This window comes from Musicola keenii (assembly GCF_014855505.1).
GTDB lineage: Bacteria > Pseudomonadota > Gammaproteobacteria > Enterobacterales > Enterobacteriaceae > Musicola > Musicola paradisiaca.
This window is the reverse complement of the sequence record NZ_JAAWVW010000013.1, coordinates 105,849-120,972: the sequence shown is the minus strand read 5'-3', so window position 1 is coordinate 120,972 and position 15,124 is coordinate 105,849. Positions and strand designations below refer to the sequence as shown.

Genomic DNA, 15,124 nt, shown 5'->3' with positions numbered 1-15,124 from the left:
GTATTAATGATGATGTTCCATATTATCCAATAAGATTAGTTAAAGATAAAAATATCTTATTTGATTACATAGAATTAGCTAATAAAGAAAAAAATATAACTTTTATTGGGCGATTGGGGACTTATAGATATCTGGATATGCACGTGACAATATCTGAAGCATTAGATACAGCAGCGATGTATCTTAGAAAGAGAAATTCAGGAGAAAATATCCCTGCTTTCTTTGCTCAGCCTTTAAACTAGAGTGCTATTTTTCTTACTAATGTTATTTACCCTTTATCAGATTAGATTGTCATGAGGAATATATGTCAAAAAAAGTGTTTGTTTTTTGCCCTGGTGGGGTTGTAACAGGTGGGCCGGAATTATTACATCAATTCACTCACGAGCTTAGAAATGCTGGAGTAGACGCCCAGATGATTTATTATCCAATTGGGAAAGAATATTCTGTCCCTGAGCGCTACCAGCATTATGACGTGAAGATTTCAAGGTTTGATAGAGCTCAGATTAAGGATCAGATTGTTGTTGTCCCAGAAGTGGTAACGGTATTTTTAAACTCTCTACCGAGATGTTCTGCATTTATCTGGTGGCTATCAGTAGATAATTATTTTTTTGGTGAAATAGATAATCCGACGAAACGAGTTAGCAGTATACTAAAAGGCGGTAAATTATCTGTTTATGCTATGAAAAAATATAAACATCTTGTACAGAGCGAATATGCTAGACTATTTTTGCTAAAACATGAAATTGAATCGGAGATGTTAACGGACTATTTAAATGAAAAACATTTAACTCCAGTTTCGGAAAATATTCAACGACATAATATTATAGCATTCAATCCGGCAAAGGGTATAGAAGTTACAAAATATCTAATAGAAAATAATCCTGATTTTAAATTTATCCCAATAGCTAACATGACGCCAGAACAAGTTAAAAACTTACTTTTGCAAAGTAAAGTTTACATAGACTTTGGTTCTCACCCTGGGAAGGATCGTTTCCCTCGAGAAGCTGCTATGGCTGGCTGCTGTATTGTAACGGGAATAAAAGGAAGTGCTAGAAATCATGTTGATATACCCATTCCAGATAGTTATAAACTTGATTCAGACAGTGATGAGTTTTTATCGAAGTTCAGGATGTTGATTCTTTCTATTTTTAACGATTTTGCTATTATGATCAAAGATTTTGATGGATATAAAAAAATCATCTGCGATGAGCCCACTCACTTCAAAAATCAAGTGCGAGATTTTGTTGGTAAGTATTGTAGTTAGCGACTTTGACGTTTTTGTCTGTTGCAAATAAAGCCTCTTTTTTAGGGTTATTCGGTCGATTGAGGGGATGTGACAATCGCATAATAGTATCGATAACTTTATCACCATAGGTATTTATCACTGTGAGCGAACTGTACACCGCTGAAGGCACAATGGATAAAAATTCCTTATGGAAGCGCTATGTTCCCTTAGTGCGCCATGAAGCCTTACGCTTACAGGTTCGTCTTCCGGCAAGTGTCGAGCTTGATGATCTTCTTCAAGCGGGAGGCATTGGGTTGTTAAGTGCAGTGGAGCGTTATGATTCGCTTCAGGGTACAGCATTTACGACCTATGCCGTACAGCGGATTCGAGGCGCAATGCTGGATGAACTACGCAGCCGGGATTGGGCACCACGTAGTGTCAGACGTAATGCCCGTGAAGTGGCTCATGCAATGCGACAAGCTGAACAACTACTCGGTAGGGCGCCTACCGAACAGGAAGTCGCACAGTCTCTGAATATCTCGCTGGAGGAGTATCGTCAGATTCTGCTGGATACTAACAACAGCCAGCTGTTTTCTTACGATGAGTGGCGGGAAGAGCATGGGGACAGTGCTGAAGCGTTGCTGGAAGGGAACGAAGAAGCCAATCCTCTTCATCTGCTGATGGATGTCAATTTGCGTCAGCGGGTTATGGAGGCGATTGAAAATTTGCCAGAACGTGAAAAAATGGTGTTGACCCTCTACTACCAGGAAGAATTGAACCTGAAGGAAATTGGGGCGGTTCTGGAAGTGGGGGAGTCGCGCGTCAGTCAGTTGCATAGCCAGGCCATTAAGCGTCTGCGCGTGAAATTAATGAATGACGTTTAATTTGAAGCGTAGACATGTTAGTTGGATCAACTTACTGTCAGGAATGGACTCATGCCTCAATCAACCAGGAAGAAGCAGCTTCTCAGCCGTTATCTGAAAGACTTCAAACACAGACAAACGCATTGTGCAAACTGTTCGAAAGAACTGGATCGCGTTTCGTTGGTATTTCGAAATCAGCTTATCAATAAAAAGTCGATCGGTATTATGGATCGGCTTATTGATAATGATGTCTGGGAATCCGTACAGGAAGAGCTTATTCCTCTTTGCCGGTTTTGCAGTGAGGTCTTTTGCAATACTCACGCCAATTACTTTGATATTAGAGCTTTTACGCAATATCTCATCGAACAGACAGAAGTGCGGCATAGCACTATGCGTGAATATGTCATTCGCCTGAGGCGGCTTGATGAACTGTTGGTCGCGAAAAATTACCCTCAGGAAAGTTTTGCCGCCAGTGACAATATTCAACAGCGTATCTGCGATTATCTGCCGGACATTGAGCAAAACACCTATCGTAGCGCGTTGCGCAAGTATGACCAGTATCTCCATTGGCAAAAACATTACTAGTGAATCTCCCTCGCCTGACGACGGCGAGGGAATATGCCGTATTCATAGGATTAAATTATTCCAGTGTAAAAGTGCTTGCCAGACGTATCGTTAATATTGCACTGTCATAATACTGACATCATGAAGTTGTAATTTTTCTTCAGGTGTCAGAAACCCTGATACGGTCAATCATTATTCACCAGAATAGTTATTGTCACTGTGAGGAGCACGAATGACAGAGTCCTTTTGTGGACACAATAGTCAACATCTTTGTTCTCTTCTACCGCTTCACCAACGCGGGGAGTCTGTTTCCCGCCTCATATTCCTGATTACGCACTATCCTTTCAATCCTGTATTTTCTAGATTAACTGCGAAAGCTGATGTCAACAGATCGTCAGATGCTGTTATGCATCAGTTTTTTCCTTTTTATCCTATTTACGGCTTAATAAGGGAGCCAACCTTATTTGTGAATGAAACACCATCGGCCAAAGTCCGTTCGGTAAGTGAAACAAACTGTAAGGTGCCACTATGGGAAGACAAAAAGCAGTGATCAAAGCACGTCGTGAAGCTAAGCGCGTAATCAGACGTGAATCACGCAGTCATCGCCAGCGTGAAGAAGAATCGGTCACTTCTCTGGTTCAGCTTGGAGGAATTGAATCTATCGGCATGGCGCGGGAAAGTCGCGATACTTCGTTGATAGAGGCCCGAAATCTGGCTCAGGAGTATTATTTGTCTGCAATAGAAAATAAACAGTTGATATTTGCCACCGGCGAAGCCGGGTGCGGCAAGACGTTTCTGAGTACAGCCAAAGCGGCTGAGGCATTACTTCACAAAGAGGTTGAGAAGATAATCGTTACCCGCCCGGTCTTGCAGGTGGAAGAGGATTTAGGCTTTTTGCCGGGGGATATTGCTGAGAAGTTTGCGCCTTATTTCCGTCCGGTATATGACGTATTACAGCGGCGTCTGGGGGCATCCTTTCTGCAGTATTGCTTGAGGCCTGAAATCGCCAAAGTTGAAATTGCGCCTTTTGCTTATATGCGAGGCCGCACATTTGAAAATGCCGTTGTTATTCTGGATGAAGCACAGAATGTCACCGTTAATCAAATGCGCATGTTCCTCACGCGATTAGGCGAAAATGTCACCGTCATTGTGAATGGGGATATTACTCAATGTGATCTGCCTGTGGGGGCGATGTCAGGGCTGAGTGATGCATTGGCGCGTTTCCAGGAGGACGATATGGTAGGCATTGTCACGTTTGATAAAGAAGATTGTGTGCGTTCGGAATTGTGTCAGCGGGCGTTATTCGCTTATTCCTGATTTATGTGCGCCAATAATAAAAGGGCTGCGTATGCAGCCCTTTCTCATCGTTGAATTAATGGGTTGTTAATTGAAGGTGGCGGCGTGCCGGCGATGAGGCGTGCTCGGATATGGCAGTGCCCCGTAGCCTGAATATCTCGACCGACTGCCGAAGTTTATATGCCTGTTCGTTCAGAGAGTCGGCCGCGGCTGAGGCTTGTTCCACCATGGCGGCGTTTTGCTGTGTGACGGACTCCATCTGGTTGAGCGCAATATTGATTTGTGAGATGCCCCGGCTTTGTTCTTCGGATGCCAGCGAAACCTCGGCAATTAAGCCTGATACGTTCTGAATTACTCTTTTCACATTCCCGATAGCATCGCGGACTTCATCAGCCTGCGCGGTACCGTTTTGTACAGAAGAGATGGCGGTGTCTATCAGTGTTTTGATTTCTTTCGCTGCGGATGATGAGCGCTGAGAAAGTGTGCGAACCTCACCGGCGACAACCGCAAAACCTCGGCCGTGCTCGCCGGCGCGTGCTGCTTCAACTGCCGCGTTAAGGGCGAGAATATTGGTCTGGAAAGCGATACCTTCTATCAGATTGGTGATGTCGGCTACTTTTTCTGAACCATGGGCAATTTCCGCCATCGCGAGCATCATTTTTTGAACGGACTCATCACCATGCGCTACCGCTTGCCCCGCTTCCTGGCCCAGGCGATTCGCCTGGTTGGTGTTATCGACATTACTTTCGATGGTTGAGGCGATCTCATGCATGCTGGCGGCAGTTTGCGCCAGCGATGACGCTTGTTCTTCGGTGCGAGAAGAGAGATCTTCATTAGCCGACGCAATCTCGCCTGATGCCGTCGATACACTTTCACTCGCCGTCCGAACGTCGTGCAATACTGAAGAGAAACGCTGGATCAAGTTGTTAAACGCGGCAGCGGTTTGACCCACTTCGTCATTCCGACTGGCATCGGCCTGATGTGTCAAATCCAGGTCTTCGCTCACGGCAGTCAGTGTCTGGCGTAAGGCATTAAGGCTATTGCGTACATAGCGCAGAATGGTTGTTGATAAGGTACCTGCAATAATCAGTGCGACGAGAATCAACCCAAGCAGTTCGATAAAGGTCATCTTGAAACTGTCGTTGTTCTGCGTTTGCAAACCATTGGCCAGCACAACGTTATAGCTATATTGATCCTGGAAGCCTTTAACCAGTTTATCCTGCGCCAGACTAATATACCCCTGGTCGGAGAAAGCTTTATCGGCGGCTTGATTATCACTCTGGAACTGCTGAAAAAGTTTATCTTTCGCAGATTTGAAGTCATTCAAATATTGTAGATTTGCATTTGACATTGCTAAGTCTTTATCGTCTGAAATCAGATTTTTTATATAATCTGCATTCAGTTTTTCTACTTTGGCAAGAGACGTATTAACAGCCTGTTTTAAGTTACTACGGCGTTGTTCATCTTTTGTTAAAAAATACAGCGACAGTGAATTTAGTGCATCACCCAATGCATTGGACGACTGAACCAGGTTGTCGAGGCTGGGCATAGTATTGGTCAAGACGTAATCCATCCGATCTTTGGATTGACTAAGTGATTGAAGTCCAAAGCTACCCACACCGATTAGGGCGATGGTAAAGATAGTGATTGCGATTGCCAGTTTTTTTACAATAGTCATTTTTATGCTCCGCCAATATACTCAGGATAATTGCATGTTGCCGTATAGGTCTCTGACGATAGCTAATGTATTCATCATAGATTAAGTAAACATTAATAATCATAGATACGGATTTTATATTTTTTATAAAAAACATCGGAGATAACGCTATTAATAATTAGAGGGGTTACTGCTTTTTACGGTCGATAAAAGCTTTTTAAGATAAATAAAAATAGATGGCGATTTTTCCACATGTAAAGAACTGATCTCGAAGCGTAAGTGCAAAATATTTGTTTTATTTCTATTGGATAGACATTTTACGGCTATGGTTGTCTTTGCTGGCGCTGACGACTGATGTATGGCGTGAGCTCTTTTGTAAATCAACTGTGGGTAGGGCCGAGAGACATTATTGTTTGGTATTGTGAAACTGCCAAAGTGTCGTGTGAACAGGGCGAATGCAAAGTGACAAGAAGCGTTTTCGGGCGTTGTAATCACGGGTGATTATGCATCAACTTAATGATTAACATGAGTAAGAATGGACGAGTCGGCTTGAAAATAAAGTAAGGATGATAATGAGTAAAGAGTGGAAGTGTATCTACGATAAAACTTAACAATCAGAAGTGGCGGTGAGGGAGGGATTCGAACCCTCGATACGTTTTCACGTATACACACTTTCCAGGCGTGCTCCTTCAGCCACTCGGACACCTCACCGGGGTGTCACCGCCATAGGCGGCAACGGGGCGCTACTATAGGCAGTCGACATTATCCGGTCAAGCGCTATTTGGTCGTTTTATTCTTTCTGCTCAAGTGTTGAACGAAGCCGATAAGACCTGCCTGATTTGCCTATGACAAAGATAAAAAAACTACCGCTGGAACGGTAATGCCAGCCAGTTAAGTCATTGACGAGTACGTTTACGCAGGGTGAAAGTACCTGATTCGGTAAGATTGCGGGAAATCAGTTTCAGACCAGGAAAATCGCTTAAGCCATCATCGGATTACGTCATGAATCATAGTGGGGAATAAGGTTAAGACCCTGTCCAATGTGCATAAAAAATCCGGAAATGGGCGAGCATTTCCGGACTCTTAGAAACCACTGGTTTGACCAACTGATCGGCATTACTGCCGAAGCGGCGATTTAATGCGCTGAATATCAGTTCAGTAGTGATTTAATGTATGCGGTAATTTCAGCATTTTTGCTGTTAGCAAAGAAATATTCCTGGAATTTCGGGCCGGCAATCGCACCTTTAACCAGTTCCTGATCCAGTTCTTTCAGAATAGTAATCAGATCGTTGTAAGTAACCGCTTTGACTGCGTCCAAAATTTTCTTGTTACGCTGTTGGGGAGCGACGCGATCGCTCGGGTAGCCCCTGCCACCTTCTTCTTTGAACAGCTGAGTGAACAGGTTTTCCAGGTTCAACTCGGCACCCCAACCAAAGCCCTTGGCATAAGGCAAGGATACGGCATTGCCATTGTTGATTTGGGAGAACAGGTAGGCATCGGACGGGTCGACAACCAGACCGCAAATCACGCCCGGGAAAGAGTTGCAAGCCAACATCGCACCCTGGCCAGTACCGCAACCGGTGACGACAAAGTCGGCAGCACCGGAGTTCAGCAGGATGGCAGCCAGAATACCGTTCTGGATATAGGTCAACTGTGCTGCGTCTTCAACAGCATATTGACCGTAGTTGTATACGGTATGTCCCTGCGGCTCAACAGCTTTAGACAACGCTGCGGCGATCACGGCGTTCTTGGCGGCTTGGCTGTTCTCGTTAATCAGTGCAATTTTCATGTTCGTTCCTTTATTCATATCGGATAACTACATTTTTTAAAACGCTATTTCAATTGCGAAAGTATACCTTGTCGACTGAAAACAGCAAACCATCATATGTGGGGGTGGATCGCAAAAATACGATTGAAGATGCAGGAGATGAGCAGGAACAGCACATTCCGGGATTAACCGTACTTGTCAATGAGGGTAAGTGAATTGAGCAGGTCATCTGGAAGAAAAGCGCCCCTGATTTGTTGACGTTGGGGCGCCTGCCTGATGACGATGGATTAAAAACTACTGGTATCCTTGAACAAACCGACTTTCAGATCTGTTGCGGTGTAGATTAAACGCCCGTCGACAAAAACTTCGCCATCCGCAATACCCATGATCAGCTTGCGATTAATAACACGCTTGAAGTGAATGCGGTAAGTGACTTTTTGAGCATTTGGCAATACCTGACCGGTAAATTTCACTTCACCAACACCCAGCGCTCGTCCTTTGCCTTCTCCACCCAGCCAGCCGAGATAGAAACCGACCAGCTGCCACATGGCATCCAAACCGAGGCAGCCCGGCATAACCGGATCGCCAATGAAATGGCACCCAAAGAACCATAAGTCCGGATGGATGTCCAGCTCCGCTTCTACGTAGCCTTTGTCATGCAGGCCACCGTCTTCGGTCATCTTGATGACGCGATCCATCATGAGCATGTTGCCCGATGGCAATTGCGGACCCTGAGCACCAAACAGCTCTCCGCGCCCGCTGGCGAGAAGATCTTCCTTTGAGTACGATTCGCGTTTATCTACCATGTTTCTGAAACCCTGTTTTTTGTGAAGCTCGCAGGTTAGCGTACAGATGTACGCTGAGCAAGTTTATTACGGCTGGACATACCAGTATGATTGCACGACATTGCCGCTATTTAACGAAAAAACCATGGAAAACGGCGACGTTCCTGCGGCATCAGGCTGGCAATACGCTCTCGGATCGTTGCCAATAAACTGGGATGTCGGTCATCGTCGTAGGCGACTTTCGTGAGTAATTCCAGCACTTCATCAACTGAATCGACCGGATAGATATGGAACTCGCCTTTACGCACGGCGTCGACCACATCCGGCAGCAGACAAAGATGACGCTGATTGCTGGAAGGGATAATGACGCCTTGCTGTCCGGTTAATCCACGACGTTGGCAGACTTCGAAGAACCCTTCAATTTTCTCGTTGACGCCGCCAATCGGCTGAACATGGCCGAATTGGTCAACAGAACCCGTTACCGCGAATTGTTGATTGATAGGCTGTTGCGACAAGGCGCTAATCAGTGCGCTGAGTTCCGCCAACGATGCACTATCGCCGTCAACTTCACTGTAGGATTGTTCGAACACAATGGACGCTGAAAAAGGAAGTTGTTGTTCGAGCTCCAGTTCGGCGATCAAAAACGCTTGCATGATCATCATGCCTTTGGCGTGAAGATTGCCGCCTAGTTCCGCTTTGCGTTCTACATCGGTAAATTCACCGTCTCCGGGGTGGACGACACAACTGATGCGGGTCGGTTCGCCGAACATAATCGGATAACCAGGATACTCTAATACTGATAGCCCGTTGACCTGACCAATGACTTCGCCTTCGGTTTCAATCAGAATCTGCCCTTGTTCGATTTCATCCTGCATGCGTTCATAGAGATAGCTTTCCCGCCAGCGCTGCGATGTTTCGGCATCAATAATAGATTGCCCGGTAATCTCTTCTTGCTGTGCATACAGTGCGGCTTGTTTCAGATGATGGTTTAGCCAGCGAGGGCAGAGCGGTAAGCTGTATTGATCCCCGCTGTAGCGCACAGCAAGACGAATCAGCTCTGGCCAGGCATCGCTGGTTAACCGGGGGAGGGCGTTCTCAAGACATAATGCATTGATATAGGCGCACCAGTTTTTCAAATCTTCTTCGTCAACCAACGGCAGCAGTGCTTCAAATTCGCCGTAGATGGCCAGCTCACCCAACTCGGGTTCCATCTCATGGATATCGCCCAGACTCTCACGATCACCCAAAACGATCAGGCGAATCTCCAGCGGCATGGGCGGGATCCCCAGCGGCAAGGGGCGATGTTCGTCAGGAGACAACCAGTGATAGGTGCCATCAATGATAATCTGTTTCAGTCGCAGCCACATCAACGGCTGTGCCAGCAGCGTTCTTGCTGAAAGGATCAACGTGCCGCCGTTAACCCGATGAATCAGGCCTGGTTGCAGAGAGACGTCATCGTTAAAAATACGCACGCAACCGAAAAGTTGTTCCGGTTCGATCCACTCCTGATAGCCACATCTGAGTGTCGCGGCGAAATTATCAGTTATGTTCTGTGCCGGCTGAACGTTAACTTGGCGCCCCGTAATGTGATAGTGGCTACCGTAAACGATGTCCGATGCCGGGAGCAGACTTGTGACAGCCTGGGCGATCAGTGCGAGATAAGCATTGTTCTCTTGTGCCTTCAGTAGCATGAAGCGGGAAGGCGAACGGGGATGGCAGAACACTGTCAATGCATCATCCAGACGAGATTGCACCGCTGAGAACTCTGCAGGGGGCAACTGCGCTGCCTGGCTGAAAAGTGATTGGAACTGCGTGAGATCGGGCAACAATTGCTGCCATTCGAGTCGGTTACTGGTCAAAGTGTCTATTGTGTTCGTCTTAAGGAAAAGCGCAATTATACAAGATTTCTCCATGCTGCATACGTACCGTAGCGGAAGGATGCGGGAGTGATCTTCTTTGGGAATGATGATTTGATTAAAAAACAGCCAGCAGAGGATTGCTTGGTGCTGTCAACTCGGGCAACAATGGTAATATATACAGTCACGTTACGCGGTCACTAAAGGGTTCATGATGAAATATCAACAATTAGAGAATCTTGAGTGCGGGTGGAAGTGGAAATACCTGGTGAAGAAACACCGTGAGGGTGAGCCGATTACGCGCCTGATTGAACAGAGTGCCGCAGGTGTGGCGATTGATGAATTGTTGAAAATGGAGAGCCAGCCGGTCAAGGTTCTGGAATGGATCGCCAACTATATGAACCCGGCGCTGGAAAATCGGATGAAGCAGACGATTAGGGCTCGCCGCAAACGCCATTTCAATGCTGAGCACCAGCACACTCGCAAAAAGTCGATCGACCTTGAATATATCGTCTGGCAGCGGCTAGCTGCTCTGGCGCATAGGCGTGGGCTTACATTGTCTGAAACCGTGGTGCAATTAATAGAAGATGCGGAATCAAAAGAAAAATATGCCAGTCAGATGTCGGTGCTGAAGCAGGATTTACAGGCTATTTTGGGCAACAATGGCAACAAGTGATTTATTTGCTGATTAGCTGGTATGGCTTTTTGTTATATCAATAATAACTTTTGGGCCGCAGCAATTTTCGCCAGTGAGCGAACGTTTCCAGTTTATTAAATGACATTAATTAAAAAAATGAGAAAACAATGACCACAGGAAAACTTAATGGCCAGGTAAGGGCGATCAGCGTGGAGGCCAGAAAACGAATGAGCAATGAGCGGTCTTTGCTCATAAAGAAAGTGAATAGAATTGCTATACAAAAACCAATGAGATAGATCAGTTTGATCGTTTCCCACATATGATGGTGTGACACATTTATTTCCTTACGCTACAGGGTACGCCCATTCTATGAGGTTGTCTCTTTATAATCAATCAGTTAACTCTGATAAGGCCCTCCCGATTATCACTGCATTGACCGGCTCTTTTAGGGTAACGGCGCAATCGTTATCTCTCATTATCCGGAACTGAATGTCACTCATGTTATAATTCAGCGGGGAATTATTTATTATCTTTTCAAAGCATACCTGCCTGAGAGGTTTATTTCTGACGAGTGAGTCAAAAAATCAATAGTCGATCCATGTTGGTGGGATGAGCATAAACGATGCTGCCAGATAACGTTAGGTCATTATGTTTTCCTCTGCCGTCTTTAAATCTCAGCGTTTATATGTGAGCATTGTCACATTATTTTTTGCGTTAACGGTTATTGAACCGATGCGATTTAGCTCACAATAGACGCTTTTATTATTTACTTCATTTGCATGACATAAATATTAATTTTTTATTTCGCTATGGACATTGTAACAAGAGTGGCATAGGTTGATATTTTACACTGCTATAAAGGTAATGAAATGAGTGAGATATCAAGTTTGTCGCTGAAGATCCCTCTTGAGCTTAAAGAGAAGCTCAAAGAAGTCGCTCTGAAAAATCAGGTGTCTATCAGTGCCGAGGTGAGTGCTCGGTTGTTTAAAAGTTTTGATATCGACGAGCATGCTGCTGATTGCGAAGTAGATGTAATTGATAGTCAGAATACGGAGGAGCGTGTGGAGCCACTGACATCGAAAGAGATCAAGAAACTTCGGCAGTTGCTGAAATTTAAAAGCTCCTCCAAGAAAAAATAATCTTCCCTCTGGATGTGCCACCTTAGTATGCTGGTGGCATTTCATTAATACCTGTCTGCGTATTCACTGTTATTATCACATAATAGATATCCTGTTTTTATTTGCTCTTTTAGTAATTAAATGACGTATTGGAAATGAACTCCAGGATATTTATCAACCATCACCAGCGCTAATTTTTTAATAGCAAACATGATGCGCTGGGTATAATTATTGCCTGTTCACATTAAACGGTAAGTGTCGTCTTTTTGAAAAGATATGTATCTCAAAGTTAATTGGAGTGGAAGTTAAAATCAGGAATATTCATTTCTAATTATTACCTGTGTTATAGTTATGATTAATGATAAGTCCATTGCCGTGCCTATTTGCAATAACATTTATAACAATATGCAATTATTATTGTTGGCGGTTGTAAATAGAATACTGAAGGCTAGGTGTTGTGCGACATGAGTGGTTGATTGCATCGAAACCTGGCGACGGCAGTGAGGCGATAAGGGAGCTGAATGTGCCGAACGTTAACCGAATACCGGTGAGGCGTGCGGATGTCATATTATTGTCTGGTCTGCGTTGTACTTGCTCATGCATGTTGCATAATACGGTGGATCAGTATCCATGGAGGGGAGAATGGTCACCGTGGCAGGTCTGCTTGATGATGACAGCAATGTCATTGTGAACGATTGGGTGCAATCGAATATAGCCATCCCACAACTGTTCTTATCTCAGCGTTCTCTCGACGATGATTCTTGTTGCTATTTATATTCCTATTCCTGTCTTGTTATTTTGAGATGGGAGGTAATCTTATTTTTACTGAGTGTAATGGAATGCCGTTATTAATGCGGAGGACGACCGTTTTTATTATTTATACTTAATCAAAAAATCAATCTTGAAATATGAAAGGGGATAATAATGAGTTTTTCTAATTTACGTATAGGTGCTCGACTGGCAATGGGGTTTTCATTTCTTATTGTCATGCTGTTGATCGCTGGTGGTGTTGCTTTGACGAATTTGAGCGATTTCAACCAAAAGATGGACCAAACGGTGTCCAGGCTTTATCCGCTCACGGTTAAAGGCAACCAGCTGATTGATGCACTTAATAATGCGCTGTTAGGGCAGCAGGTGACACTGGTTCTTGATTCACCAGATCAAATAAAGCGAAAAGCGGAGGAGATAAAAGGTTACTCCGAGAAAATAACACAGCTGATTAATGAACTGAAAAATACCGAACAGGATGAACGCACAGCCCGGCTAGTTAATGAAATTCAACAAGTCCGCAGCGAGTATTCTGTTTCCGGTAATAAATTGATGGCGTTGATCCTTAGCGGTAATAAACCGGCGGCACAGGAAGAATTACTGAATGTATCCCTTGCACTCCAGCAGAAGTATCGAGCCAAAGTGTTGGAATTTATTGATTATGAAGATGATCAGATGGTCAATGCGCGTGAAACGGTTAAACAGAGCTATTCCCGGATCGTTATCTTGTTGGTCGCCGTCTTTGTGATCAGCATTGTCGCCGGCGGGCTGATTGCATGGGCGATCACCCGCAGCGTAACTACCCCGTTGCGACAGGCGCTACTGGTGGCGGAACGTGTCGCTAAAGGCGATTTGACCTCGGATGTGGTGACAACCCATAAGGATGAAACGGGGCTGTTGTTGCGTGCGTTGCATGAAATGAACGGTAGTTTGCGTGCGATCGTAACGCAGGTGCGCGATGGGGCGGATACGATTTCTTCCGCCGCATCGCAGATTGCCGCTGGAAACCAGGATTTGTCGGCCAGAACAGAGGAGCAAGCCAGTTCACTGGAACAAACCGCCGCCTCGATAGAGCAACTGACATCTACTATCAAAAATACGGCAGAGAACACGGAGCACGCGGCAAACCTCGCCAGTCAGGCCTCAGGCATCGTAAGACAAAGTGGTGAAATGATGGCGAACGTGACACGTGAAATGCGTGAGATAAAAGAGTCATCACAGAGAATGGCTGAGATCATCAGCGTGATTGACGGTATTGCCTTCCAAACCAACATTTTGGCGTTGAATGCCGCAGTCGAAGCTGCCCGGGCGGGGGAGCAAGGCCGTGGGTTTGCTGTTGTGGCAAGCGAAGTTCGGGCTTTGGCGCAACGCAGTGCGGCATCGGCAAAAGAGATCAAGGAACTTATCGATGACTCGGTGCAGAAAGTGCAGGATGGCATGGTGCTGGTGGAGAATACGGAACACACCATGGGGGCGGTGATTGACAATGCGCAGAGTACCAACGGCGTAATGAATGAAATCGCGCAGGCCAGCCAGGAACAGAGTGAAGGCATTAATCAGATCAATCTGGCGATTGGTCAAATCGATACGACGACGCAACAGAATGCAGCGTTAGTAGAGGAATCCGCCGCTGCGGCGATATCGCTACAGGAACAAGCGCAAAGTCTCGCGCAGGTTGTAAATATCTTTAAGCTCGGGAGCAGCCTGGCTGGCCGAGATGTTGTACAACCCGTAAGTAAGACGCCGAAGCTGGCGCTGGCGAATGGCATGGTCGCAACAGAGAAAGGGCGTGTTGCAAACGAAGAATGGACATCGTTCTGAACCCGCTGTATCGGCCGTCATAAAGCAGCCTTCCTGAACATCAGTTTAGACTGCTGACCAAGTCCTGGCTCGCGGGCCGGGACTTTGATCTAACTGCCATGCGGTTTATGGGCTTAGTGTCAAAAAGGTGATGCTAATCTTCGTGTCCGTCGTTTCGATATAAGGCAATATCGAATTAACGTAGCAATGTCACATCAATGCGGCCAATACATCAGCAACATGCCGGCAGCCGTTGGGGGTAGCCTGTCAGACAGGCGAAGAGCCGCCGACGGTGCGATGCGGAAAACGGTATAAACAGGAGAATAATGATGGCAAAAACGCCAAACCAGCAAGCCATCAATAATGCACCTGTTATCTCGCGTCGTCGGAATGTTGTTAATGAAATGTCATTTGGGTGTGGCTTGGCGTAAAAATCCAGAAGCTGTTTCCCAGAAATGTCTTGTTAATAAGCGCTTTCAACAGAAGTCTCTTGCCTCGTCAGGATAGAGGGAGGAGAATCTTTCCGCATTTATCTAAGGGATAGCCTGAAGATTTGCGAAACGGGTCATCATGAGTTTTTCAGAACAAGCTGATTCCATATGACGTGTTCCCATTTGCTACAAGCTGACCAGGGTCGAGCGTAGCGAATATTTTCTGGTTAAAGACGGCGGTTTATCATTTTTATCCGTTAATGTTGTATAAACGCTGACCTTTTATGATGAACCAGTCGGTTATCAAGTTGTCGGAAAGCTAATTTATCCATTAATATGGATTTTAGTTGATTTAA

General features: G+C 45.4%; 13 protein-coding genes and 1 tRNA gene. 8 read left to right on the top strand and 6 right to left on the bottom strand.

What is annotated here, in order from left to right:
• The 5 genes from HEP82_RS14295 to phoH all read left to right on the top strand — a co-directional run.
• Positions 1 to 242, top strand: a 242-nt coding sequence (locus HEP82_RS14295; protein WP_276517415.1) for a UDP-galactopyranose mutase, incomplete at its 5' end; no start/stop codon positions are given.
• Positions 243 to 304: 62 nt separating this feature from the next.
• On the top strand, positions 305 to 1,264 hold the full coding sequence (locus HEP82_RS14290; protein WP_192458687.1) for a hypothetical protein: 960 nt from the start codon (positions 305 to 307) through the stop codon (positions 1,262 to 1,264).
• Between the two features lie 122 nt (positions 1,265 to 1,386).
• Positions 1,387 to 2,109, top strand: coding sequence for an RNA polymerase sigma factor FliA (locus tag HEP82_RS14285; protein ID WP_192458686.1), 723 nt, complete (start codon positions 1,387 to 1,389; stop codon positions 2,107 to 2,109).
• 51 nt (positions 2,110 to 2,160) lie between these two features.
• Positions 2,161 to 2,673, top strand: coding sequence for a flagella biosynthesis regulatory protein FliZ (gene fliZ, locus HEP82_RS14280; RefSeq protein WP_012765175.1), 513 nt, complete (start codon positions 2,161 to 2,163; stop codon positions 2,671 to 2,673).
• Positions 2,674 to 3,180: 507 nt separating this feature from the next.
• Positions 3,181 to 3,969: a phosphate starvation-inducible protein PhoH gene (phoH, locus tag HEP82_RS14275; protein ID WP_192458685.1), complete on the top strand. Its 789-nt coding sequence runs from the start codon at positions 3,181 to 3,183 to the stop codon at positions 3,967 to 3,969.
• Between the two features lie 55 nt (positions 3,970 to 4,024).
• Here the strand turns inward: phoH and HEP82_RS14270 are convergent, their stop codons facing one another.
• The 5 genes from HEP82_RS14270 to HEP82_RS14250 all read right to left on the bottom strand — a co-directional run bounded on the left by HEP82_RS14270 (position 4,025) and on the right by HEP82_RS14250 (position 10,071).
• Positions 4,025 to 5,626 (bottom strand): methyl-accepting chemotaxis protein, encoded by a 1,602-nt coding sequence (locus tag HEP82_RS14270; protein ID WP_192458684.1) that lies wholly within the window; start codon positions 5,624 to 5,626, stop codon positions 4,025 to 4,027.
• A 600-nt stretch (positions 5,627 to 6,226) separates the two neighbouring features.
• A tRNA-Ser gene (locus HEP82_RS14265) sits at positions 6,227 to 6,316 on the bottom strand.
• Between the two features lie 439 nt (positions 6,317 to 6,755).
• Complete coding sequence (locus HEP82_RS14260; RefSeq protein WP_012765178.1) at positions 6,756 to 7,394, bottom strand: RpiB/LacA/LacB family sugar-phosphate isomerase; 639 nt, start codon at positions 7,392 to 7,394, stop codon at positions 6,756 to 6,758.
• Between the two features lie 266 nt (positions 7,395 to 7,660).
• Complete coding sequence (gene fabA, locus HEP82_RS14255) at positions 7,661 to 8,179, bottom strand: bifunctional 3-hydroxydecanoyl-ACP dehydratase/trans-2-decenoyl-ACP isomerase (RefSeq protein ID WP_192458683.1); 519 nt, start codon at positions 8,177 to 8,179, stop codon at positions 7,661 to 7,663.
• Between the two features lie 110 nt (positions 8,180 to 8,289).
• Positions 8,290 to 10,071, bottom strand: a complete 1,782-nt coding sequence (locus HEP82_RS14250) for a S16 family serine protease (protein ID WP_407938291.1) — start codon at positions 10,069 to 10,071, stop codon at positions 8,290 to 8,292.
• 157 nt (positions 10,072 to 10,228) lie between these two features.
• On the opposite strand from HEP82_RS14250, the gene matP reads away from it, so the two are divergent.
• The gene (gene matP, locus HEP82_RS14245) at positions 10,229 to 10,690 is read left to right on the top strand and encodes a macrodomain Ter protein MatP (protein WP_192458700.1); all 462 of its coding nucleotides are present in this window, start codon (positions 10,229 to 10,231) and stop codon (positions 10,688 to 10,690) included.
• 109 nt (positions 10,691 to 10,799) lie between these two features.
• Here matP and HEP82_RS14240 read toward each other — a convergent pair whose 3' ends face one another.
• Positions 10,800 to 10,985 (bottom strand): GhoT/OrtT family toxin, encoded by a 186-nt coding sequence (locus HEP82_RS14240; RefSeq protein WP_192458681.1) that lies wholly within the window; start codon positions 10,983 to 10,985, stop codon positions 10,800 to 10,802.
• 535 nt (positions 10,986 to 11,520) lie between these two features.
• On the opposite strand from HEP82_RS14240, the gene HEP82_RS14235 reads away from it, so the two are divergent.
• Together HEP82_RS14235 and HEP82_RS14230 are read left to right on the top strand one after the other, a co-directional pair.
• A complete protein-coding gene (locus HEP82_RS14235; protein WP_192458680.1) occupies positions 11,521 to 11,790 on the top strand; it encodes an Arc family DNA-binding protein in 270 nt (89 codons plus the stop codon).
• Positions 11,791 to 12,693: 903 nt separating this feature from the next.
• A complete protein-coding gene (locus HEP82_RS14230; RefSeq protein WP_192458679.1) occupies positions 12,694 to 14,358 on the top strand; it encodes a methyl-accepting chemotaxis protein in 1,665 nt (554 codons plus the stop codon).
• Positions 14,359 to 15,124 lie beyond the last annotated feature (766 nt).